General features: G+C 34.8%; 17 protein-coding genes. 7 read left to right on the top strand and 10 right to left on the bottom strand.

The window, feature by feature from the left end:
• Positions 1 to 8 precede the first annotated feature (8 nt).
• The gene (gene glyA / locus WHC90_RS01600) at positions 9 to 1,283 is read left to right on the top strand and encodes a serine hydroxymethyltransferase (protein ID WP_188598749.1); all 1,275 of its coding nucleotides are present in this window, start codon (positions 9 to 11) and stop codon (positions 1,281 to 1,283) included.
• Between the two features lie 65 nt (positions 1,284 to 1,348).
• Here the strand turns inward: glyA and WHC90_RS01595 are convergent, their stop codons facing one another.
• The 3 genes from WHC90_RS01595 to WHC90_RS01585 are packed head-to-tail and all read right to left on the bottom strand — an operon-like array spanning position 1,349 to position 3,778.
• On the bottom strand, positions 1,349 to 2,509 hold the full coding sequence (locus WHC90_RS01595; protein ID WP_188598750.1) for an iron-containing alcohol dehydrogenase: 1,161 nt from the start codon (positions 2,507 to 2,509) through the stop codon (positions 1,349 to 1,351).
• Positions 2,510 to 2,535: 26 nt separating this feature from the next.
• Positions 2,536 to 3,168 carry an NAD(P)H-dependent oxidoreductase gene (locus tag WHC90_RS01590; protein ID WP_188598751.1) on the bottom strand — a complete coding sequence of 211 codons (633 nt, stop codon included), beginning with the start codon at positions 3,166 to 3,168 and terminating at the stop codon, positions 2,536 to 2,538.
• 28 nt (positions 3,169 to 3,196) lie between these two features.
• Positions 3,197 to 3,778 (bottom strand): TetR/AcrR family transcriptional regulator, encoded by a 582-nt coding sequence (locus WHC90_RS01585; RefSeq protein ID WP_188598752.1) that lies wholly within the window; start codon positions 3,776 to 3,778, stop codon positions 3,197 to 3,199.
• A gap of 243 nt (positions 3,779 to 4,021) precedes the next feature.
• Here WHC90_RS01585 and WHC90_RS01580 point away from each other — a divergent pair, with 243 nt between their 5' ends.
• The 5 genes from WHC90_RS01580 to WHC90_RS01560 all read left to right on the top strand — a co-directional run bounded on the left by WHC90_RS01580 (position 4,022) and on the right by WHC90_RS01560 (position 9,065).
• Entirely contained in the window at positions 4,022 to 5,320 is a 1,299-nt protein-coding gene (locus WHC90_RS01580; RefSeq protein WP_188598753.1) for a phosphoribosylamine--glycine ligase, read from the top strand.
• Position 5,321: 1 nt separating this feature from the next.
• The gene (locus WHC90_RS01575) at positions 5,322 to 5,771 is read left to right on the top strand and encodes a GNAT family N-acetyltransferase (RefSeq protein ID WP_188598754.1); all 450 of its coding nucleotides are present in this window, start codon (positions 5,322 to 5,324) and stop codon (positions 5,769 to 5,771) included.
• Positions 5,772 to 5,892: 121 nt separating this feature from the next.
• Entirely contained in the window at positions 5,893 to 6,582 is a 690-nt protein-coding gene (locus WHC90_RS01570) for a hypothetical protein (protein WP_188598755.1), read from the top strand.
• 22 nt (positions 6,583 to 6,604) lie between these two features.
• Positions 6,605 to 7,651: a c-type cytochrome gene (locus tag WHC90_RS01565; protein WP_229664925.1), complete on the top strand. Its 1,047-nt coding sequence runs from the start codon at positions 6,605 to 6,607 to the stop codon at positions 7,649 to 7,651.
• A gap of 97 nt (positions 7,652 to 7,748) precedes the next feature.
• Entirely contained in the window at positions 7,749 to 9,065 is a 1,317-nt protein-coding gene (locus tag WHC90_RS01560; RefSeq protein ID WP_188598756.1) for a DEAD/DEAH box helicase, read from the top strand.
• A 673-nt stretch (positions 9,066 to 9,738) separates the two neighbouring features.
• Here the strand turns inward: WHC90_RS01560 and WHC90_RS01555 are convergent.
• From WHC90_RS01555 to WHC90_RS01525, 7 genes are all read right to left on the bottom strand, one after another.
• Positions 9,739 to 11,337, bottom strand: a complete 1,599-nt coding sequence (locus WHC90_RS01555) for a hypothetical protein (protein WP_188598757.1) — start codon at positions 11,335 to 11,337, stop codon at positions 9,739 to 9,741.
• On the bottom strand, positions 11,324 to 13,231 hold the full coding sequence (locus WHC90_RS01550; RefSeq protein WP_188598758.1) for a P-loop NTPase fold protein: 1,908 nt from the start codon (positions 13,229 to 13,231) through the stop codon (positions 11,324 to 11,326). The genes WHC90_RS01555 and WHC90_RS01550 overlap by 14 nt, the downstream gene beginning before the upstream one ends.
• Positions 13,232 to 15,382: 2,151 nt before the next feature.
• Complete coding sequence (locus WHC90_RS01545; protein ID WP_188599267.1) at positions 15,383 to 16,945, bottom strand: SDR family NAD(P)-dependent oxidoreductase; 1,563 nt, start codon at positions 16,943 to 16,945, stop codon at positions 15,383 to 15,385.
• A gap of 119 nt (positions 16,946 to 17,064) precedes the next feature.
• Entirely contained in the window at positions 17,065 to 17,688 is a 624-nt protein-coding gene (locus WHC90_RS01540; protein WP_188598759.1) for a MarC family protein, read from the bottom strand.
• 306 nt (positions 17,689 to 17,994) lie between these two features.
• Positions 17,995 to 19,320, bottom strand: coding sequence for a DEAD/DEAH box helicase (locus WHC90_RS01535; RefSeq protein WP_188598760.1), 1,326 nt, complete (start codon positions 19,318 to 19,320; stop codon positions 17,995 to 17,997).
• A gap of 95 nt (positions 19,321 to 19,415) precedes the next feature.
• Positions 19,416 to 21,914: an ABC transporter permease gene (locus tag WHC90_RS01530; protein ID WP_188599268.1), complete on the bottom strand. Its 2,499-nt coding sequence runs from the start codon at positions 21,912 to 21,914 to the stop codon at positions 19,416 to 19,418.
• A 44-nt stretch (positions 21,915 to 21,958) separates the two neighbouring features.
• Positions 21,959 to 22,648, bottom strand: coding sequence for an ABC transporter ATP-binding protein (locus tag WHC90_RS01525; protein WP_188598761.1), 690 nt, complete (start codon positions 22,646 to 22,648; stop codon positions 21,959 to 21,961).
• Between the two features lie 30 nt (positions 22,649 to 22,678).
• On the opposite strand from WHC90_RS01525, the gene WHC90_RS01520 reads away from it, so the two are divergent.
• Entirely contained in the window at positions 22,679 to 23,413 is a 735-nt protein-coding gene (locus WHC90_RS01520) for an arylesterase (protein ID WP_188598762.1), read from the top strand.
• The last annotated feature ends 43 nt before the right edge of the window (positions 23,414 to 23,456 follow it).

Below are 23,456 nucleotides of genomic sequence, written 5' to 3'. Positions count from 1 at the left end.
ACAAAACAATGCTACTAGACAACCAAATCTTTGATCTTATTCAAGAAGAAAAAGAAAGACAACAAAATGGCTTAGAACTCATTGCTTCTGAAAACTTTGTAAGTGATCAAGTAATGCAAGCACAAGGATCTATTTTAACCAATAAATATGCAGAAGGATATCCAAACAAACGCTATTATGGTGGTTGTGAAGTTGTAGATGTTATTGAGCAAATTGCAATTGATAGAGCCAAAGAGCTTTTTGGTGCAGAATATGTAAATGTTCAACCACACTCTGGATCACAAGCAAATACTGCAGTTTTCGCTGCTTGTTTAAATCCTGGAGATAAAATCTTAGGATTTGATTTATCTCACGGAGGACATCTAACCCACGGATCACCTGTTAATTTTTCTGGAAAACTCTATACCACTTCTTTTTATGGAGTTGAAAAAGAAACCGGAGTCTTAAACTATGATACCATCCAAGAAATTGCTTTGCGTGAGCAACCAAAGTTAATCATTGCTGGTGCTTCTGCCTATTCTAGAGATATTGATTTTAAACGCTTTAGAATTATTGCAGATAGTGTTGGTGCATTATTAATGGCTGATATTTCACATCCAGCAGGATTAATCGCCAAAGGAATTTTAAACGATCCTTTACCGCATTGTCATGTTGTAACGACTACCACTCACAAAACCCTTAGAGGGCCAAGAGGAGGGATGATCATGATCGGTAAAGATTTTGACAATCCTTTTGGAGATACTCTAAAAAACGGAAGTCTTAAAAAAATGTCTACCCTAATCAACTCAGCAGTTTTCCCAGGAAATCAAGGAGGGCCTTTAGAGCACGTTATTGCAGCAAAAGCAGTTGCTTTTGGAGAGGCTTTAACCGATGAGTTTTTAGAATATCAATTGCAGGTAAAAGAAAATGCTGCAGCCATGGCCAAAGCTTTTATGGATAAAGGATATGATATTATTTCTGGAGGAACAGACAATCATATGATGCTTATTGATATGCGCAATAAAAACATCTCAGGAAAAGATGCAGAGATCGCTTTGGGAAAAGCAGAAATTACAGTAAACAAAAACATGGTGCCTTTTGATGATAAAAGCCCATTTGTTACTTCTGGTATTCGTGTAGGTACTGCAGCTGTTACCACCCGTGGACTTAAAGCAGAAGACATGCAAGCGGTTGTTAATTTTATTGACGAAGCAATTCAAAACCACGACAACGATGCTGCTTTAACAGCTATCGGAGAACGCGTAGAAGAAATGATGAGCGCTCGCAGACTGTTTGTGATGTAATCATAACTATTAGAATAAAAAAAAAGCCATATCAAACGATATGGCTTTTTTGTTTTTACAATCTCTTAATAAGACATGCGTACTATCTTTTCTACTTTATCTGGTGTAAGCGTTTTGTGCTCTCCCAAAGCGACCCATCCACGCTCTGTAAAATTTTGAGCGATCTTTTCTGCGGTACCTTCATAGTTAGAAGTATACTCAGACAAACGAGTAGCAATGTTTAAACTGTGAAAAAAGTCTTCGGTCTTGTCTATGGCTTTCTGGGCTTTTTCTTCTAAGCTTCCTTCAGTAATATTCCAAACTCGAGTGGCATACTGTGCTAATTTTTCTTTTTTATCATCAAAATTAAAGCGATAATGACTCGGTGCAATAATTGCCAAAGTTCTCGCATGATCAATTCCGTACATAGCTGTTAACTCATGTCCGATAGCATGTACAGCCCAATCTGTAGGGACTCCTTTTTGGATTAAACCGTTAAGAGCCATGGTACAACTCCACATAAAATTTGAAGCAGCAACATAATCGGTAGGGTCTTTTAAAACCTTAGGAGCTACCTCTATTAGGGTTTGCATAATGCTTTCTGCAAAACGATCCTGAAGTGCTGCACCTATTGGATAGGTCATATATTGTTCTAAGACATGGCTAAAGGCATCCGTGATTCCGTTTGCCAATTGGCGCTCAGGAATGGATTGAATTACCTGTGGATCTAATATAGAAAACTGAGGAAATAAGCCTGGTCCGCCCATGGCCAATTTTTCTTGGGTTTCTTTACGAGTAATCACCGCACCTGAATTCATTTCTGAACCCGTAGCAGGTAAGGTAAGTACCGTACCAAAAGGCAAGCCTTTTAAGGTTCTAATATTCTTTTTAAGAATATCCCATGGTTCAGCACCCTCATACAAGGCAGCAGCTGATAAAAATTTGGTTCCGTCAATTACAGACCCACCACCAACAGCCAGTAAATAATCTATTTTCTGTGCTTTGATCAAACCTAAGGCTTGTAATAACACAGCGTATTCTGGATTGGCAGGAATCCCACCAAACTCTATAACATCTCTGCCTTTTAAAGCGGTTGTTACCTGTTGGTAAATGCCGTTCTTTTTAATATTTCCTCCACCATACAAGAGTAAAATCTTTGCATCTTCTGGAATTTGACCTGCAATTTCTTGAATGCTGTCTTTACCAAAAAATATATGGGTAGGATTTTTAAAATCAAAAGTATTCATCTTTGTATGTGTTTATTTAAGTATTATTAGTCTATTACAGTTACTAAGTCTTCAGTGCTTTTTCTAACTTTTACCAACTTAGCCAACCAATCTTTGTCTTCTTGACGGTAGCCCAATGGCAATAAAACTGCACTGCGCAATCCCTTTGCTCTTAAGCCTAAAATTTCATCAACAGCAGCAGGATCAAAACCTTCTATAGGAGTAGCATCTACGCCTTCAAAGGCGGCAGCTGTTATAGATTGTGAAAAAGCAATATAAGCCTGTTTAGCTGCGTGTTGAAAATTCTCTTCTGCATCTTTTTGAGGGTAGGAGTTTAACAACATATGTCTGTAGTTTTCCCAACCTTCATTTTCAAAACCTCTAATTTTGTTAGTCAAATCAAACATGGTGTTGATACGCTCTGCAGTATAGGTATCCCAAGCTGCAAAAACTAACAAGTGTGAGCAGTCTGCAACCACAGATTGATTCCAGGCAACCGCTTTAATTTTTTCTTTGATTTCTTGATTGGTAATAACATAAATTTCAAAAGGTTGTAAACCACTTGAAGTTGGAGCCAAACGAGCAGCCTCAATAATATTGTCTATTTTTTCTTGTGGTACCTTTTGACCGTTCATGGCTTTTGCAGCATAACGCCAATTTAATTTATCTAATAATTCCATTCTGTTTAATTTATATATTTAGGTTTGTTTATTCTGTTTTAATACTGTCCCAAGCGGCTTCGAAGGCTTCTTGGATATGTTTTTCTTCTAAAGTAAAAACACCACGTAATTGCATGGTTAATAAAAAGGACAAAGGATTGATGGTATAGGCATACAACAAATAATTGCATGCGGGTTTGATTACACCTTCAGCTTTTCCTCGTTCCCAAAGGTCGAGTAGGGGTTGTAAGTTTTTAATACCTTCTTTCCGAGAAGCTTCATCAATTACAGGAGTGCTATCACATTGCGCTAAGAACATAGCCTGTTCTAAATGGTTCAATTTAAAAGTAGCAATGCCTTTCCAAATGACTTCAAATCCTTCTTTAACCGACATCTTTGGTGAATAGTCTTTAAAAGCAAACTGCGTATAGGCCGCCTTTACTTCTAAGTAGACCTTATTGACCAAATCTTGTTTGTTTTCAAAATACAAATAGATGGTTGCAGGTGAAACTCCTGCCATTTTTGCAATTTTAGACATGGGTGTTGCGTGAAAACCATTGTTATTTACAAGACACTGCGTAGCCTTGACTAAGGCCTGTCTTTTGATCTCACTTTTAGAAATTGGTTTCATACTTTACTCCTTTAGGGCACAAAGATACAAAAAAAGAATGAACGTTCATTTTTTAAAGATCATTTTAATACTTGTCTAAAAAACACATTCAACTATTTTTGTTAATCATATTGGCTGAATGGGCTTATTTTATTGATAATCAGAATAAAAAAGCAGTGAATATAATTGTTGATATTATTAAATATACAGCGATTTAAACCTCTAATTTATGATGTTATTTTGCATAAAAATTAACGCGTACGTATGCAAAAAAAGTCAATGGCTTTTCATAAAAAAATTCTTCTTGTTTCTAAATATGGAGAAACCTTAGACATTGCCAACACTATGCAACAAGAGGGTTGCCAACTAAAGATGTATATAGAAGATAAAGGCTGTAAAGAAATCGGTTTTGGTTTTGTGCCCAAGGTGACCCAATGGGAAAAACATGTGGCTTGGGCTGATCTTATTATTTTTGATTATACAGGCTATGGTGCCATCTGCGAGCAATTGCGCAACCAAGGAAAAAGGGTAGTAGGGGGTTCTGTATACACCGATCTGCTAGAGATTGATCGTAATTTTGGTCAAGAAGAACTAAAAAAGCACAAAATAAAGGTATTGCCTTTTGTGGAGTTTACAAACTTTAAAGACGCTATTGATTATGTACTAAAGCATCCGGATGCCTATGTGATTAAGCCCTGTGGAGAGACTCAAGAACTAAAACAATTGCTGTTTGTTGGGAGTGATGATGAAGGCTTGGATGTGGTTAGAGTCTTAAAAGCCTACGAAAAATCTTGGGGAAACAATTTTGGGAATTTTCAACTGCAAAAAAAGGTAAAAGGGGTCGAGATATCTGCCTCTGCCTTTTTTAATGGCAAAGAGTTTTTACGCCCGATCAATATTACCTTTGAACACAAGAAATTGTTCCCAAAAGAGTTGGGGGTTTCTACTGGAGAAATGGGGTCTAGTATGTTTTGGACTCAGGATTCGCCTATTTTTGATGCCACACTAAAAAAACTAGAGCCAACCTTGGCTAAGACCAATTATATTGGACATATTGATGTTAATTGCATCGTAAATGGCAATGGTATTTATCCCTTAGAGTTTACTTCTCGTTTTGGTTATCCACAAATAATGATTCAACGCGCTGGAATTACTCAGGCAATGGGCCAATTCTTTTGGAAGCTAGCTTGCGGAGAACAGTTTAAAATCGCTGTAAAGAAAGGTTTTCAAGTGGGTGTTTTTATGGTGGTTCCACCGTTTCCGTACAATGATAAAAAGACTTTTGAACTGTTTTCTAAAGATGCAGTGGTGATCTTTAAAAAAGACATGAAAGAAGGTGTACATCCGATGCATCTAAAAAAAGTGAATGATGAGTGGTTGATTACTGGTGACACCGGTATTGCCTTGCTCATTACTGGGACAGGGATTACCATGCGAGATGCACAACGCAGTATGTACAATAGAATACAGGGGATTATCGTAAACAACTCATATTATAGAACTGATATTGGTGATCGATGGTTAGAAGACTCTGATAAACTTTGGTCTTGGGGACTCTTGTAAAATGAAACTACAAAACGGCACTCAACAAGCTTCATTATTTTTTAAGCTTCTGCCTTTGGATTGGCAAGAAAGTCTTGTTCCAAACTGGGATTTTTATAAAAACAAAGGTGCACAGATTTGGTTGTTAAGCAACAAAGATGACATCTGTGCTGGAGGCATCCTTTTTAAAGCTGCAGCTCCAGAAATGGACATATTTAAGAGTACGGCACAGCATTGGTTTGATTTGGGTTATTTGTATATAGCTTATGTTTGGGTTCCTGTTAGGCATCGTGACAAAGGCTATGGATCTCAATGGATTCAGGCTGTATTGCAGCAGTTTCCCAAACAGGGATTTTGGCTAACGACAGAAGAAAAAGGTTTGCGAAACTTTTATGAAAAGAATCATTTTAAGTATCTAGAAAGCTTACAAGCAGCAGAAATAGAGGAGGAGCTCTTTGTCTATCAACCTTAAAAAAGCTTCTTTTTTTATTGAAACGTTTTTTTCTAACACCTACAAACACAACAATCCCTTAAGTCAACAAAGAAAATGTTGTATCTTTCTTTGCGAAAAAATAACCATTCAAATACCCAATATGAAAGTTAACAATACAAACTCAAGAAGAAGTTTTATAACAAAACTTGGTGCAGGATTTTTAGCAGGCGGACTGGCTTTGTTTCCAGAATCGCTTAAAGCAAGTGTTAAAAATGAATCTTTAAAAACAGGAAAAGAACCTTCATTAGATTTAGTTATTAAACAAGTAGGAAAAAAGGAGCACCCTGTTGCTTTTGATACTTCTCAGGCCATTCCTTATGGGTTTATTTGGTCAAATGTGTATTTTAAAACCAATAAGGATACAGGTACTCCAGAAAACAAATTAGGCGTATTAGTTGTGCTTAGACACGGAGGAATTATTTTTGCATTGAATGATGAAACTATTAAAAAGTTTAGGCTAGGAGAGAGAACCAAATTGAAAGATCCAAAAACTAAAAAAGTCATTACAAACAATCCTTATTACGATATACCAGATAATTTTATAGGAAGAAAAGGTTTTACTGGCATTAAAGGACTGCAAGAAAAAGGCGCTGTCTTTTGTGTTTGTGATATGGCCTTGCAATCAACATCAGCCTATGTGGCTAAAAAAATGAACTTGGATGCTGATGACGTTTACAAGGAAATTGTTGCGGGAATCTTACCAGGGATTTATCCAGCACCATCAGGTGTTTGGGCCTTAGGACGTCTCGCAGAAAACAACATTAGCTATATTGATGCAAGTGTTGCCTAAACAATGATCTTTTTGATGTAAAATGGAAGAAAAAGCAAAGCAAATACAACTATTAACAAGGAGGCTCTATGTCTTTATTGGGGTACTCGTTATTTTTACCCTTGTTAATTGGATGATTTTATCTGCTTATAACAATACCAAGGCTCCATTGCCCATTGAAAGTACAGAATCAACCATTGCTACTTCTTGGAGTTTAAAATCGCTTGCAGAAATCCCTAAAGACCAAGCAGGAGCTAAGATTAGGTATGGCTATGAGCTCATTATCAATACAGCAGAACTTATCGGCCCCAGGGCTAAAGATGCCTCGCTGAGATATGCAGGCAATAATCTAGCATGCAACAACTGTCACTTAGATGCTGGGCGTAAAATTGGATCGGGCTCTTTTGTGGGAGTATCCAATCGCTTTCCACAGTTTCGAGGTAGGGAAAACAAAATAGGCAACTTAGAAGAGCGAATAAATGGATGTTTAGAGCGCAGTATGAATGGACGCACCATGTCTGAAGACGCTAAAGAAATGCAAGCCATGATAGCCTATATGGATTGGCTAAGCCAAGATGTTCCAGAAGATATCGAGAAAAAATACAAGGGCTATGTTTCTATAAAGCTCCCTAACGAAGCAGCAGATCCAAGCATAGGAAAACAACTTTACACCAAAAAATGTACGGTTTGTCACCAAACAAACGGAGAGGGAATTCCAAAAGGTGAGGGGCTAGCAGGCTATTTATATCCACCACTGGGAGGTCATGACACCTATAATGATGGTGCCGGAATGCATCGGGTAATTACAGCAGCAGAATTTTTAAAAGCAAATATGCCTTTTGGCGCTACTTATGATGCTCCGCAGTTAAGCGATACTGAGGCCTATCATCTTGCAGCTTATATCAACACCTTTACAAGACCAGAAAAAAGCAATAAAACTGCTGATTTTCCTGACAAGAAATTAAAACCCGTTTCAACGCCTTACGGTCCTTGGGTAGATTCTTTTAGTCAGAAACAACATCAATTTGGTCCGTTTCAGCCAATTATGGATTTTTATCAAAAGGAATATCAATTGGTAAAAAAGAAATAAGCAGCGCTGTACAACCTTAATATTTAGTACCTTTGCAGTCAGTCCTCATTGCCTTAGGTTTAACTGGGTTTTATAGGATTTTAATAGACATCCTACCATGGCAAATACGATTAAAAATCAACAAGATATACTTGAAAAATTAAATATTTTTGCATTAAATGCAATGCAAGAACAGGCAATAGCCACCATTGCAAAGCACCCAAACACCATTTTATTATCACCAACAGGAACAGGGAAAACCTTGGCCTTTGTGTTGCCATTATTAGAAACACTGGATGAAAATAACGATGAAATTCAAGCGCTTATTTTGGTGCCTTCTAGAGAATTGGCTATCCAAATAGAGCAGGTGATTAGAAGTATGGGAACTGGCTTTAAGGTCAATGCAGTGTACGGAGGTAGACCTATGTCTAAGGACAAAATAGAATTGAAACATTTGCCGTCTATTTTAATTGGAACTCCAGGAAGAATCGCTGATCACTTTAGCAACGATCGCTTTGCTAAAAACCATATTAAGACTTTAATCTTGGACGAGTTTGACAAATCATTAGAGGTGGGCTTTGAATATGAAATGAGAGCCATCCTTAATCAGTTACCAGCATTAAAGAAACGCGTTTTAACATCAGCCACTCAAGGCGTGGAGATTCCTAGTTTTGTAAACATGCAGGAGCCTAAAATAATCAATTATTTAAGTGCTAAGAAGAACGCCAACCTAAGTATAAAAACGGTGATTTCTCCTACAAAAAACAAAAACGAAACCTTATTACAACTGGTGCAACATATTGGAAATCAACCCGGTATTGTGTTTTGTAATTTAAAGGACAGCATACAGCAAATCAGTACTTTTTTAACCAAGAACAACATTAAACACTCTTGTTTTAATGGAGGTATGGAGCAGCATGATCGCGAGCGTTCTCTAATAAAATTTAGAAACGGAACCAGTCAATTGCTGATCGCTACAGACTTGGCTTCTAGAGGGATCGATATTCCTGAGATTCAGTTTATTATCCATTATGAATTGCCACAAGCTGTAGAAGATTTTACCCACAGAAATGGGCGTACTGCACGAGTTCATGAAACTGGTACAGCCTATATTTTACAATGGGAAAAAGAACATTTACCAGACTTTATCAAACAAAATCCGAAAGAAAAAGTTGGCAAAAAAGCCAAGACAATCGCTCCGTATTGGGAAACACTGTTTGTTTCTGGAGGTCGTAAAGACAAAATCTCTAAGGGAGATCTAGCAGGATTGTTTTGTAAACAAGGCGGTTTGAAAAAAGAAGAACTCGGAATCATAGAACTTAAACAAGATTGTGCCTTTGTAGCCGTTCCAATTAGCAGAGCAGATGATTTGGTGAACACGCTAAACAACAGCCGATTGAAAAAGAAGAAAGTTCGAATTAGCTTGGTAGACTAAAATTCTTGTAATAGAAATAAACACAATTTTTTAATTTCCTTCAACTGACTTATTTGTTTGGAGAGTAGTTGTAGCTACTCAAACAACCAACCCACATCATCCATTCTAAAAAACTCTATTTTACATAATGTAAATTATAGGGCGTTATTATAAACGCAGCAAAATAGCGTATACAAGCGCAAAGCGCTGTATTTACACATAATAACAGATATAATAAACGCGTGAGCGTTTGAATTATATCGTTCGTTATTATGTTAAAGCTATTTTACGGTTAAGTTTGAAAACGAAAACATTCTACAATTAAAAAACGAACTCATAAATAATGCGAAGCATTAGATTTCCTTTAGGAATTGATCTGGATTCAATTTGAAACAGAATGTCAAAAAAATCTTAGAAATAACTAATACATATATATTGCGCCAGCATTAGATTTCCTTTAGGATTTTTATCTAAACACTAATTTAGAGTCAGTATTCAAAAAAACAACTATTTAGCAAGATTTCACTAGCTGCATTTCTTTGCAGTATTTGAACCATAACCCATAAAAAAATGAAATACGCGATTCTCAGGGATTTGGATTTTTATGTTATTATTTAAAATAGGCTATTGTTTTACTAAAGTTTTATGAGGTTATGTAAAATATTGAGATTCTGTTTTACATAATAATATGAAATTAATCACTTAATATATCTTCAATATCTACAATTATTTGATCCTTCTCTTGATTTAAATTTAGATTATAACTTTCAACCAAATTTATAAATTCTAATTCTAAATCTTTAAAATATTTAGATAGTTGCATTATTAATATACTTTTATAATTATTTATTAACCCTTTATTATTCCTCAATTGGGTAGCTGCATTATTTAAAAACTGTTTAGATATTAATAAATAATTAGTTTTAAATAAGTTAGGCTTGAGAACAGAAAAGAATGTATTACTTCCAGCTGTCATTAGATAATTAACAATGATATTTCTAATATTTGGATTGTCTCTAATGGTATCGTTTAATACTTTTTTCATACCTATACCAATATTTAACAAGTTTGCAATTTGCTGATGATATTGAGTAACATTTGGTAAAAAATTAGTTATTAATGCTTTTTCACAATTTGTTTTTAAATCAAATTCAATAATTCGATTTCTATTAACTTCTAATTGCTTCATACCTAAATTATGATAATCAATATTTGTTGAACAGATATTTGTAATAATTTGTTGAGAATAAGTTGAGTAATCAAATTCTTTAGATAAATTTATTTTGAAAAATAAATTATACAGTTTTTCCTTTTCTGCCAATAAATTTGATCTCCCAGTACTATTTAGTAATTTGATTGCTAATTTTTTTGGTTCTGGTACTTTAAACTTAATATTTTCGAGAATATCTTCAAATATTTTAAAATCTTTACTACCATTAAGAGGTACCCATTGCTCAATTAATTCTTGTTGTTTTTGTTTATCAAAATCCAAGTAAAATTCTTTTGCAAAATCATGTTGAGTTTTTGCTCGATTAAAAATAACATCTCGATAAGTCAAATTTTCTAATAGTAGTTTAACACTAGTAAATGTTGATATTGTTTTCTTAATGTTATCAGGAGTTTGACTACTATTTAAATATTGGGATATGGAGTTTATTATATCATTAAAATTAATGATATTGTTTTTTAAATTATTTGAAAATAAATAATAGTATCTAAAATAGGTTAATGCATTTTTATAATTCTGTTCAACAAATGCAGCTTTTATTTCATTATATAATTGTTGAAAAGTAGCTTGATTGCTTGAGTTTATTTTTATTTCTTCTATGATAACTTTATAAAATTTATAAAGAATAGGAAATAATTCTTCATATAATTTACTTCCCTCCTTGCCTGTTATTTGATTATATTTTGGTTTTATCTTTTTTATTAATTCCAAAATAAACTTTAAAGAAGTGCCATAAATAATATTATTAAAAAAGTTAACTTCAAATTGGTTAATAACTTTTAGTTTGTCAATTAAATTAACTAAATCAATTTCCTCATTATCACTCTGAATTAGATCTTCAATTAAATTAAAAATTAATTTTGATGATCCAAATTTTGTTCTAAATGATTCATTATTTGAAATTTTCACAAGAACTTGTTGATTATTATAGTAAGAATCAGCCATTACTGTTTTTACTCCAACTAGATCTTTTTCATTGAATAAACTAGACTTGTTCTCGTCTAAGAGAATATTCAAAATATCATCAATAAAGGAATCCATTAAAGGGTTTTTATTCTTCTTCATTATTTTCACTTTTATGATAATTAGTAAAATCACTAATCCATTGTTTTTTAGCCATAGATAAAAAATTATTTTTTAGTTTTTCATCCTCAATTTTATCAATACATTCACTAAGTATGTTATTCAAATCTATTCTATATAATTCTTCCTTAAAATTTGATTTTCTTAGCCTGTTATATATTTCTCGATAAGCATCATCATTTAATTCTATTTTATAGTGTTTAGTTAATTCTAAAAGACCATTAATAAATTGCGTAACAATTAAAGGATAATTGTTATTCATTATCTTTTGCTTGACAATATTGCTTAATTCTCTGGTTTTTTCCTTTATACCTAAAGAATCTAAATACTCTTTTTCGTTTTTTTCTTTTTCAGATGTACTTGTAAAGATGTCACCAATCCTATTAGATTGTAAGAGCCCAATTAATCTAGTACTATTCTCAAAAGCAGCCTCAAATTCAGTAAGCCTAAATTTGAAAAACAAATCTAGAGATTCAATATGCCATTGGCTAGTTAAATCTCTAAACTCATTAAAGTCATCAAATAAATCATTATCAATTTTATAGTTTTTATTATTTATTATTTCACTAACATCTTCTTCTAAATCATAAATCATTTCTTTCTTGAATATTTCCATGACACTTGGAAATTTTTGAATCAATAATAAATATTTCGCTAGTTGCGTAACATTTTTTTCTAATTGAAAACCTGAAATATTTCTTTCATTGAGCAATAAATAATTTGCAAGCAAAATGTTAATGAATTGAATAATTTGTCTAGGGTTTTGGTCAAAAACTAAAATAATTAATGCCGCAAGATTTAAATTGTTTAAATCTTTTATATTGGTTTCTTTTAATTTATAATGTGCAAGTTTTTGCAACTCTGTATCATAAAATTGGGGAATCCAAATAATAGTGTTAAAAAACTTTCTTAAAAATTCGTCAGCATATTGAGTGTCTTTAACTGTAAAAACATTTGCTAAATGTTTTTTAATTGCGACTGCATCGCAAGGGATAATAAAAACAACGTCTTTCTTATTTTCTTTATCTACAGGCTCTAAGAATGTTTTAATTGTTGAAATAATTTCAACAGCTTTTGATCCACTTACTCTATCCAAATTATCGAAAACTACTACAATTTTTTCTACTTTATCCGAGAGATTGTCTAATATTCTATTGAATGATTTTTCAAATTCAATAGGATCCTTAATTTTTGACTTTCTTATTACTGTTTTCTTTTCTACAATAAAAGAATTAGAATACTTAAACCAAAAAACTACTGGGATTGTTAATCCTCCAATAATTTTAACCAGTTTATCAAATAGGCTATCAAAAGAAAAATCTTCAATTTCAAGCAAATTACCAATTCCTAAAAATCCACTAAATACAAGAATCAAAGGAATTATCACGAATAATACTATTACAAGCATATTCTTTAAAAACTTCTTTCCTTTGAATTCATAGCCATCTTTAGTTTCTACATTAATTTCATACTCTAAGTTTTTCTCTAATTCAAATCCTTTTTTATAATAGTTCTTACCGAAATAATCACTAGATAATTTTTTATCAATATCCTTTAAAAAAGTTCTTCTTAATGCATCTCCTTCATGTTTCCATACATCAAAAATTATTAATGGGATATTTTTTGTTTTTAATTTGCTCTGCAAGGTTTCAGCAATGGAACTTTTTCCCGAACCCCAATCTCCATAGAGACCAATTGTAAAAGATTCTGGACTTTTTAAAACAACTTTTTCTAAAGTGCTAACAATTTCTTCGTGTCCAAATAAGAGTTTACCATCCTTTGGTTTTTCAGAAATAAATTGAAAATCTATGGAATCATTATTTTTCGATTTACTCATATCTTTCAAATATTTCTTAAACTTTTCTTTTAACTCCATAGAATAATATTACGCATACAAAGTTTGTTCAACAGACTTACTATTAATAATTTGCAATTAAGGAGAGTTTAAATATAGTGAATTTTGTAGGAATATATTTGAGGTAAAACCGTAATTGTAAGAATGTTATTTAATTTATAATCACTCCCCTCCTCCTTCATCACATAAAAACTATTTACTCGCTCCAACCCTATTTGATACATAGTTGCTCATGAATCTCAAGAACTTGATTTTATTAAGATTGTGGTTTGGGTTTTAGAGTTTAAGTAAAGGAAATGTGTACGGTTTTAAACTTGAGTAGTGCTTCTCGACTCCGCTCGAAGACCTTATCGTTCAGTATCCCTTACTATCATTCGTAACCGTGTTCGAGCGGAGTCGTGAACAAAAGATAATCTAGATAGCTCTTTTATTTGTTCTTTTTTTCATCGCTAAAACCTGCCTGCCATGCCTCCGGCAGGAAATCGGCAGGCAGGAAAGAACCAAAAAAATCTAGTCTTGAATCTTCAACGGTCTTTCTAGTTCTCAATCACTAAATGAAATAAATTGTTAGTAGTTTTCTATTTCCTTTAATTGGAACTCACGAATCTTCGATTTCGCTTCCTATCGGTCACTCAGACAGCATTTCATTTTACGTGATTTTCAAACAGAAGACGCTCGCCTGCAGATTCTATGACGGGAACTGGCGTGGGATTGAGTTTTTAGTTAAAGTAATTATACACGTTTTTAAACTTGAGTAGCGCTTCTCGACTCCGCTCGAAGACCCTATCATTCAGTATCTCTTACTATTATTCTTAACGGTGTTCGAACGGAGTCGAGAACAAAAGATAATCTAGATAGCTCTTTTATTTGTTCTTATTTTCATTGCTAAAAACTGTCTACAGTAAGAAGGATGATACTGCACCGTTTAGAAAAACATTATGTAAGTTAAAGTTTCTGCTTTCAAAATTGATTTGTTCCTTTTTTTCATTGATAAAAAAAGGAACCAAAAAAATCTAGTCTTGAATCTTCAACGGTCAATTGTACTCTCACTCACTAAAAGAAAAAAATTGTTCGTAGTTTTCTATTTCCTTTAATTTGAACTCACGAATCTTCTATTTCACTTCTCTACGTTCAGTGTCAAACAGCTTTTCTTTTTACGCTCGTTTCAAGTCATTGACGCTCGCCTCCAGATTCTATGACGATTACTGACGTGAGCTTAAGTTTTTAGTTGGAGTAATTGTGTATGGTTTTAAACTTGAGCAGTGCTTCTCGACTCCGCTCGAAGACCATTGCTAAAGAGTTTCCTGCAACATTCTTAACGGTGTACGAGCGGAGTCGAGAACAAAAGATAAACTCGATAGCTCTTTTATTTGTTCTTTTTTTCATTGCTAAAAAAAGAACCAAAAAAATCTAGTCTTGAATCTTCAACGGTCAATTGTACTCTCACTCACTAAAAGAAAAAAATTGTTCGTAGTTTTCTATTTCCTTTAATTGGAACTCACGAATCTTCGATTTCGCTCCCTATCGGTCGCTCAAACAGCTTTTCTTTTTACGCTCGTTTCAAGTCATTGACGCTCGCCTGCAGATTCTATGACAATTACTGACGTGAGCTTAAGTTTTTAGTTGGAGGAAATGTTTACGGTTTTAAACTAGAGCAGCGCTTCTCGACTCCGCTCGAAGACCCTAACATTCAGTATCTCTTACTATCATTCGTAACGGTGTTCTAGCGGAGTCGAGAACAAAAGATAATCTAGATAGCTCTTTTATTTGTTCTTTTTTTCATTTCTAAAAAAAGAACCAAAAAAATCTAGTCTTGAATCTTCAACGGTCTTTCTAGTTCTCAATCACTAAATGAAATAAATTGTTCGTAGTTATCTATTTCCTTTAATTGGAATTCACGAATCTTCGATTTCGCTCCCTAACAGTCACTCAGACAGTATTTCATTTTACGTGGTTTTCAAACAGAAGACACTCGCCTCCAGATTCTATGACGAAGGCTGACGTGAGTTTTAGAGTTTAGGTAAAGGAATTGTGTACGTTTTTAAACTTGAGTAGTGCTTCTCGACTCCGCTTGAAGACCTTATCATTCAGTATCTCTTACTATCATTCTTAACGGTGTTCGAGCGGAGTCGAGAACAGGATATTATTAAGGGTTTAGAAGTTTAACAACTACTACCAATCAATTGGAAAATAATCTTTTAAGAACTTTCCAGACCAGTGTTTACCGGTATTGATTCCATCAATTAATGGGTCCATAACTCTAGCGGCACCGTCTACAATGTCTAGTGGTGGTTGAAAATCGTGAATCTCAACTTTTTTCTTAGACAGTTCTGCTGGATCTTCATCAGTTACCCAACCTGTATCTACCGCATTCATATAGATCCCAGACTTTGCAAAGGTTGCTGCAGAAGTATGTGTAAGCATGTTTAAGGCGGCTTTTGCCATATTTGTATGCGGATGTCGGTCTGCTTTTTTAAAGCGATGAAACTTACCTTCCATTGCAGATACGTTAATGATGTGTTTTTTACCCGTATTTTCTTTCATCATTAAATTAGACAAGCGATTACACAGCACAAAAGGAGCTACGGCATTTACCAATTGAACTTCCACCATCTCTGTGGTTTCAATTTCGCCTAATTTTAAACGCCAACTGTTGGTTTTACGCAGATCTACCTGCTGTAAATCAACATCTAATTTGCCTTCTGGAAATACTTCGGCAGTTTGTAATGAATTGTCAAAGCTATACGGAATCTGAGAAAGTGCTGCAGAGTTTCGCAACCCGATTCCTGGTTCAGGTCCATGCCAAGTTACTGGTAATACATTGTTTTTATTGGTTTTCTGAGTACTGCTGCTTAGCTCTGAAAGCTCTTGCAAACAGTGGTGATGGTCTTTTAATAAGGTCTGCGCCAAAACAGGAAGCTCACTCATCGGTTTTTTCTCATTCTCCATTAAATGGGCATAAAAACCTGAAGGTCTTCGTACGGTCTGGGCTGCATTGTTAATTAGAATATCTAGACGATCGTACTTTTGCTCAATATAATTACAGAAAATTTCTACACTAGGAATGTGTCGCAAATCCAATCCGTGGATGTGCAGACGATGAGACCACTCTTTATAATCGTCTTCTTTTGCAAAACGAATGGCAGAATCTGCAGGGAAACGCGTTGTAGCAACTACGGTTGCTCCAGAACGCAATAACATTAAGGTACTGTGATAGCCAATTTTTAATCGAGAACCGGTAATTACCGCAACCTGCCCTTTTAAATCAGTAGTTTGAAAACGTTTTGCATAGTTTAGATCGCCACATGAGCTACACATGGTATCGTAAAAATGATGCAATTTTGTAAATACCGCTTTACACACATAACAGTTTCTTGGAGATTCTAAAACCAAGGTGTCTTTGGTGGTTTCTGCAGGTGCCAATAATTTTGGGGCAACAAACAAGGCTGATTCACGTGCAGACCTGATCCCGGTTGATTTTCTTGCGTGTGTATCTTTGGCAATCATTTTACGTTTTGCCGCTTTTTTAGCATCCTTTCTTCTTCGTTGAAATTCATCGCGATTAGGCCTAGATAAGGCTCCTGCAACTTTTAAGATAGCTACACGCTGTGCTTCTGGAAGTTCAAATAATTGATTGGTATCAGTTACAAATTGTTCTAATACAGAAATACATGCATCTATTTCTTCTGATGAAATTACTCGAGAGTGTTCCAGCTTCTTAGGTTCTTCTGGCATAGGATAAGCGATAACGCTGTAAATAATTGATGGAAAAATTAATTTTGGTAAAGATACTGATACCCCAACAAGAATTGACAAACTACTTGGTCTAATATTGTCTTGAGCTGTTGATACAATTAACTGGCGATCAAATCAAAAGAGATTTTAATCCCCTGGATAATCATCCCTGTACCGATAATTGCGATTATCAATCCCATAATTTTACCGATTACAGAAATTACATTACGCCCTACAATTCTTACAATATGGTCACTTAGTTTAAAAGTAAAAAAGGTTATCAAACTCATGGTCCCAAAAATAGCAATAACCATAAAGATTTGTATGGTCTCTACGTTAGCCACAAAGTTCATTGCTGTTACTATGGTTCCAGGACCAGCTAAAATAGGAATCGCCAAAGGAGAAACGGCAATGTCTTCATCTACATGCACATGATCCAGTGTTTTTACATTAGATTGTTTGGATTGAAGCATATCAAAACCGATAAAAAAGATTAAGATTCCACCAGTAATTTTAAATGCGGGAATACTAATATTAAACAGTTCAAAAATATACTTACCCAAAAGAATAAAAACAGTCACGATGATAAACGCGATAAAATTGGATTTTTTATTAATGGCATTCTTCGTTATTTTATCTGCACCCTGTGTTAAAGACACAAAAACAGTCATGTTTGAGATGGGGTTGGTAATGGCGAAGAACCCAGTAAAAACTGTAATTGCAAAGGTTAGTAAGTTATCCATTTATAGTCAATTTTTTGAATCGGCAAAGAACTGTAATTCTTGTAGTTATACCAAATCAAATGTGTTTTATTTTCGGCCAAATATACGCAGTCTTTTTGACTTAAATAATCCACTCAGAACTTGTCTTTTTCACAACAAAGAAGTGCCTTATTTTTAATATTTAACTGCACTAATATACAAAATCAATTTTTGCAACTGAATAAAAAAAAAAGACAGACATAAAAGCGTAGCAATATTGATAATGCAGAGTACCCTTTGGAAAACTGTATAAAATAAATGTAAATGGTTTGTTAGGCTAACACCTTCTTATTTTTTAGAATCGGTAGGCTTTGAAATCTCTTTGGTTTGCTCTAAATAATTAGCCAATATTTTATCTACCAATTCTTCTTTGGTTAAATGGTGAAAGATGGTTTTTATCTTGGCTTTAAAGTCTTCAGAAACCTCTCTATTTGGTTTGGTTTTAAAGATTTTTTTCGCCCATAAAAGACCGTTATTTTCTGCAATACTTTGCGCATCTGCTTTTTTATATTTCTTAAAAACAATGCCTAATTCTTTTTCAAAATCAGCAATATCAACTACTTCCTCTTCTTGTAAAATAGTTAAAGAAAGTCCCTTGGCTCCTGCCCTTGCGGTTCTTCCACTTCTGTGCACATAGGCGTCATACGTGTCTGGTAAATGGTAATTTACTACATAAGAAACTTCTTTGACATCAATTCCACGAGCTGCTAAATCAGTGGCGACAAGTATATCAATATATCCAGCTCTAAACTGCTCCATAATTCTGTCTCTAATGCCTTGAGTTAAGCTTCCGTGGATAGCACCAGAAGAAAATTTATTGATGGCTAGATTTTTAGCCAATTTATTGACTGCTGCTTTGGTTTTACAAAAGATGATACCTCGTTCTCCGATTTTACTGTTTAAAAAATGAAGCAACACTTCTAGTTTTTCAATCGGCTCAACCACCACATATTGATGATCTATTCCTTGGTGCCCCATAGTACCCATGTCTGCTTCTATTTGCAACACATGTTTTGACATATAATTCTGAATCAATTGCTTAATCGCTCCAGGCATCGTCGCTGTAAACAATAAGGTTCTCCTCTTTTTTGGAATTTCTTTGATAATAAGATCTACTTCTTCTTTTAAAGCACTCACCATTTCATCAGCTTCATCCAACACCAAATACGACAAGTCTTTTAAATTAATAGCTTCTCTTTTTATCAGATCGACCAAACGGCCTGGTGTTGCTACCACAATATGAGTACTGCTTTTTAAGGCTTCAATCTGCGGTTTTATAGGAGTTCCACCACATAAAGAGGCAATGGATATTTCTGGGCTATTGGTAGCAAAAGAAAGTAAATTTTTATAAATCTGCTGACCTAGCTCTCTGGTTGGCGCTAAAATTAAAGCTTGTACACTGGTGTTTTCTACAGCAATCAACTGAAGCAATGGCAAACCAAAAGCGGCTGTTTTACCCGAGCCTGTTTTTGCCAAAACAACAAGGTCTTCTTTTTGATTTAGAACAACAGGAATGGCCTTTCTTTGAATTTCTGTAGGTGTAGAAATTTGTAAATCGGCTAAACTTTGTTGAAATTGCTCTTGAATTCCTAAATCTGAAAACTGCTGTGACATAAACTATTTTTTTTTGCAAAGATAACCACAGTTTTACAAGGAATCCCACTTAAATCAAATTCTTGTTTGACGATGGTTCATTTTTTACTGAAAATTTAAACTTCCTTTCGTAAAACCTCTAAAGGCGGGCTTTTTAGCACCGTTCTAATATTGCTTAAACCGATGAGCAATACCAAGAGTGTTATTCCTGGTAAAAAGATTAAAAACGGTACCGCTGATGGAACAAAAGGCTCTTTAAATAAGAACACTGCCAACAATTGACTACTGATCAAAGAGAGCAGAATTCCAACCAGACTACCCAACACCCCCAAATACACATACTCAAGAGCCGTGATTGTTAAAATTTGTTTGCTGGTAGCTCCTAAAGTTCTTAGCAATACACTTTCTTTTATACGTTGGTATTTGCTGTTTCTTACTGAACCGATAAGCACAATAATACCTGTTAGGATACTAAAAAAGGCCATAAAATTGATGATCCAGGCTATCTTATCTAAAATATCTTCGACCACCGTATAGATCTGTCTTAAATCAATGATAGAAATATTTGGAAACTTTTTAACCAGGTCTCGTTGCAAATCAGCAGAGCTAGACACATCGGGTACATAGGTAGTTAATACGTTAAATTGTGGTGCATTTTCTAGCACTCCAACGGGGAATACAACAGAAAAATTAAGTTGCATTCGCCCCCAGTCTACTTTTCTAATACTTCCAACTTTGGTTTCCATCAAAACGCCCTGTACATTAAAGACCACTTCATCACCAATCGTTAAATTGGCGTCTCTGGCGATATTATCTGCGATAGAAATTAAAATAGGATCTCCTTCTTCTACTTTTGTGGTCCAAGCTCCTTCTAAAAGTTCTTCTGAAGGTGTTAATGCTGCTCTATAGGTTACTCTAAATTCATGGTTTAAAATCCAACGATTTCTTCTTCTAGAAGTGCTGTCATTACGAAGATCATTCACCAAATCACCTTTAATACGATGCATGCGCATGGTAACAATAGGAATATTATCGATCAAGTCTAAGCCTTTTGGCACCACGGTATTGATGACCCCTTCTTTTTGATCAGATTGCACATCCATAAGGATGATATTGGCCGTATCGGAGCTGTTCTCCAAAGAGGTTTTAGCCAATAAGATGTCTTTGGTAAAATACAAGGTACTGATTAAAAAAGTCCCCAAACCAATGGCTAAGATTAGGACCATGGTTTGATTGTTTGGACGGTATAAGTTTAATAAGCTTTGTCTAGTGGTAAATCCCCAATGACTGGGAAAGTACTTTTTAATGGCTTTCATAAAAAGGCTAGAAACCAATGCCATGATAGCAAAAGTCACTAGAATTCCTAAGGTAAAAACAAAGCCATTTGTAGCATCTTTTAACAGCCAAAAAGAAAACAAAAATACAAAGAGCAAAATGCTTGCAAAGACAACAACTCTTGCCTTCCTCGGTTTTACTAAATTTTCATCGGTACCTCTTAAAACTTCTAGAGGAGAGACATACCAAGTACCCAACAAAGGCAACAAGGCAAACAAAACAGACATTAAAAGCCCTAGGCTAACCCCAATAATCAAAGGCATTACTGTAATGCTAATTTGAACATCAAATGGCAAAAACCCTTGTAAAATGTATGGGAAAGCATATTGTAGTCCAACCCCAATGGACGAACCTAAAATACCTCCAAGTAAGCCAATTCCTAAAATCTGAATGAGATAGATAAAAAAGCTTTGTCTTCTGGTAGCGCCCAAACATTTTAAAACGGCTACGTTCTTTAATTTTTCTTTGATATAGATGTGCACAGAACTCGCAATCCCTACACAACCCAATAACAATGCAATAAAGGCTGCTAAGTTTAAAAAGCGACTCACATTGTCATAACTTCTACCCAAACGCGCACTGGTACTTGTATGCGTATCTATATCTGCGTTTTCTGTATCTAAAATAGGATCTAATTTTTTGTCTAAAAGTTCTAAATCCATACTGGCAGGTGCTCTAAAAAAGTACTGGTACTCTTTTCTACTTCCTACTTGTAAGAGTGCTGTCTCTGCAATAAAACGATAGGGAATCAACACCAATGGTGATACAGAAGTAGCAATGGCTGAACTTCCTGGGATCGATTTTAAAGAGCCAACGATAGGGAACGTGAGCTTTCCTAATTTGACAGAATCTCCTGGTTGTAAATCAAATTGCAACATTAAAGTGGCATCCACCAGAGCACCTCCTGATTGCTGATATGTTGAGGCTGCAGCTACTGGCTCTGTATCTAAGGTTCCATAAAAAGGAAAGTTTCCTTCTATGGCTCTTACTTTAACTAGCTTGGTATTAGCTGTCTTAGGAAAGGCCGCCATAGACACAAAATTTACCTCAGAAGCTTCTGCGCCTAGCGAATCTATAATCCCTTGAATTTTTTCTGATGGAAGCTGTTTGCTATCGATGATATAATCGGCACCCATCAGGGCTTTGGATTGATTTTTAATATTTTGTTTTAGGTTGTCACTAAACAATTGGATAGAAACTACCGCTGCGATCCCTAGAATAATAGAAGCCATAAAAAGCAGCAGTCTGGAAAAGCTTGCTTTACCGTCTCGCCAGGCCATTTTAAACAACCAAGAGGTAGCGGTTTTTGAAGAAAATTGCCCCATTAAACTAAACTGGTTTTTTGGTTAGACATGATCTTCCCTCCTTTTAATCGCAGTATTTGCTGCGTTCTATTTGCCAATTCTAAATCATGGGTAATAATAACCAAGGTGGTACCCGCTTCTTTGTTTAATTGAAAGAGTAGTTGAATAACTTTTTCTCCGGTTTCTTCATCCAAATTACCTGTTGGCTCATCAGCAAATAAGATAGACGGTTTGTTAGAAAAAGCTCTAGCCAAAGCTACTCGTTGTTGTTCTCCACCAGATAACTGGGAAGGATAGTGATGAAAACGATCTGCTAAACCAACTTTTTCTAGCAGTTCCATACCTGCCTTGGCTGCATTTTTCTCGCCTTGCAACTCTAAGGGAACAATGACATTCTCTAAAGCAGTAAGCGTAGGCAGCAATTGGAAGTTTTGAAAAATAAACCCCACTTCTTTATTGCGCAATTGCGCACGTTGATCTTCGTCTAAATCTTCCAAACGACTACCGCACAAATCAATGCTTCCAGAAGATGGATGATCCAATCCGGCACAAAGTCCCAGCAAGGTGGTTTTACCACTTCCAGAAGGACCGACGATAGAAAAAATACTTCCTTTTTCTATCTCGAAAGAAATATCGCTTAGTACTGTTAAATTTTTTGAACCACTGGTGTATGTTTTCTCTAGTTGATGTATCTTTAATATCTTTGTCATGCTACTCATTATAATATATACTTCTTAGAAATGCTAAAAATGAAATATAAACAATTGTTGGTAAACTACAGGAATAGTGCAAGAAAGATTTTTACAAACTTTTGTTATTTTTTAGGAGTACTTCTCTTACTTTCTTGTGGGTCAGACAGTTCTAAAAAAGAAACGATAACAGAAAAAACAGTAGTCAAAACCGAAACTACAGTTAGTAGCAGCACTAAGAAAATAGTGTTTTTTGGCGACAGCTTAACTGCTGGTTATGGTCTAGATGATATTAATGACGCCTTCCCTGCCCTTATTCAAGCCACCATAGATTCTTTAGCCTTAAACTACACCGTGATTAATTCTGGAGTTAGTGGAGAAACTACCTCTGGTGGAAAAAACAGAATTAACTGGGTACTTAACCAAAAAGTAGATGTTTTTATCTTAGAATTGGGCGCAAATGATGGTCTTCGTGGCGTTCCTTTAAAAGAAACTAGAGAAAATTTACAGGCAATTATAGATGCAGTGCGTAAAAAAAATCCCCAAACAAAAATTGTGCTTGTGGGTATGCAGCTCCCTCCTAATATGGGGCAAGATTACACCAATGAGTTTAAAACCATCTTTCCTCAATTGGCTAGCAAGAACAAACTTTCTTTGGTTCCTTTTTTATTAAAAGATGTTGGAGGCATTCCTAGTTTAAACCAATCAGATGGGATTCACCCAACTGTAGAAGGCCAAAAAATATTGGCAAAAAACGTATGGGAGATTTTAGGGCCTATCCTTTAGTCTTAAATAGAAAACTTTAACTTTTTATATTTTAATCAGTATT

It is taken from the genome of Polaribacter pacificus, from assembly GCF_038024035.1.
GTDB classification, from domain to species: Bacteria; Bacteroidota; Bacteroidia; order Flavobacteriales; family Flavobacteriaceae; genus Polaribacter; species Polaribacter pacificus.
The sequence above is the reverse complement of the archived record's forward strand: the minus strand, read 5'-3'. Positions and strand labels throughout refer to the sequence as shown.

What these genes read in the sequence shown, in the direction of transcription:
- WHC90_RS01525 (WP_188598761.1), bottom strand. Translation starts at nt 22,648, where the DNA reads ATGACAAAGATATTAAAGATACATCAACTAGAGAAAACATACACCAGT.
- WHC90_RS01590 (WP_188598751.1), bottom strand. Translation starts at nt 3,168, where the DNA reads ATGGAATTATTAGATAAATTAAATTGGCGTTATGCTGCAAAAGCCATG.
- WHC90_RS01565 (WP_229664925.1), top strand. Translation starts at nt 6,605, where the DNA reads ATGGAAGAAAAAGCAAAGCAAATACAACTATTAACAAGGAGGCTCTAT.
- WHC90_RS01595 (WP_188598750.1), bottom strand. Translation starts at nt 2,509, where the DNA reads ATGAATACTTTTGATTTTAAAAATCCTACCCATATATTTTTTGGTAAA.
- WHC90_RS01535 (WP_188598760.1), bottom strand. Translation starts at nt 19,320, where the DNA reads ATGTCACAGCAGTTTTCAGATTTAGGAATTCAAGAGCAATTTCAACAA.
- WHC90_RS01585 (WP_188598752.1), bottom strand. Translation starts at nt 3,778, where the DNA reads ATGAAACCAATTTCTAAAAGTGAGATCAAAAGACAGGCCTTAGTCAAG.
- WHC90_RS01550 (WP_188598758.1), bottom strand. Translation starts at nt 13,231, where the DNA reads ATGGAGTTAAAAGAAAAGTTTAAGAAATATTTGAAAGATATGAGTAAA.
- WHC90_RS01520 (WP_188598762.1), top strand. Translation starts at nt 22,679, where the DNA reads ATGCTAAAAATGAAATATAAACAATTGTTGGTAAACTACAGGAATAGT.
- WHC90_RS01575 (WP_188598754.1), top strand. Translation starts at nt 5,322, where the DNA reads ATGAAACTACAAAACGGCACTCAACAAGCTTCATTATTTTTTAAGCTT.
- WHC90_RS01540 (WP_188598759.1), bottom strand. Translation starts at nt 17,688, where the DNA reads ATGGATAACTTACTAACCTTTGCAATTACAGTTTTTACTGGGTTCTTC.
- WHC90_RS01560 (WP_188598756.1), top strand. Translation starts at nt 7,749, where the DNA reads ATGGCAAATACGATTAAAAATCAACAAGATATACTTGAAAAATTAAAT.
- WHC90_RS01570 (WP_188598755.1), top strand. Translation starts at nt 5,893, where the DNA reads ATGAAAGTTAACAATACAAACTCAAGAAGAAGTTTTATAACAAAACTT.
- WHC90_RS01545 (WP_188599267.1), bottom strand. Translation starts at nt 16,945, where the DNA reads ATGCCAGAAGAACCTAAGAAGCTGGAACACTCTCGAGTAATTTCATCA.
- WHC90_RS01580 (WP_188598753.1), top strand. Translation starts at nt 4,022, where the DNA reads ATGCAAAAAAAGTCAATGGCTTTTCATAAAAAAATTCTTCTTGTTTCT.
- WHC90_RS01530 (WP_188599268.1), bottom strand. Translation starts at nt 21,914, where the DNA reads ATGGCCTGGCGAGACGGTAAAGCAAGCTTTTCCAGACTGCTGCTTTTT.
- WHC90_RS01555 (WP_188598757.1), bottom strand. Translation starts at nt 11,337, where the DNA reads ATGAAGAAGAATAAAAACCCTTTAATGGATTCCTTTATTGATGATATT.
- glyA (WP_188598749.1), top strand. Translation starts at nt 9, where the DNA reads ATGCTACTAGACAACCAAATCTTTGATCTTATTCAAGAAGAAAAAGAA.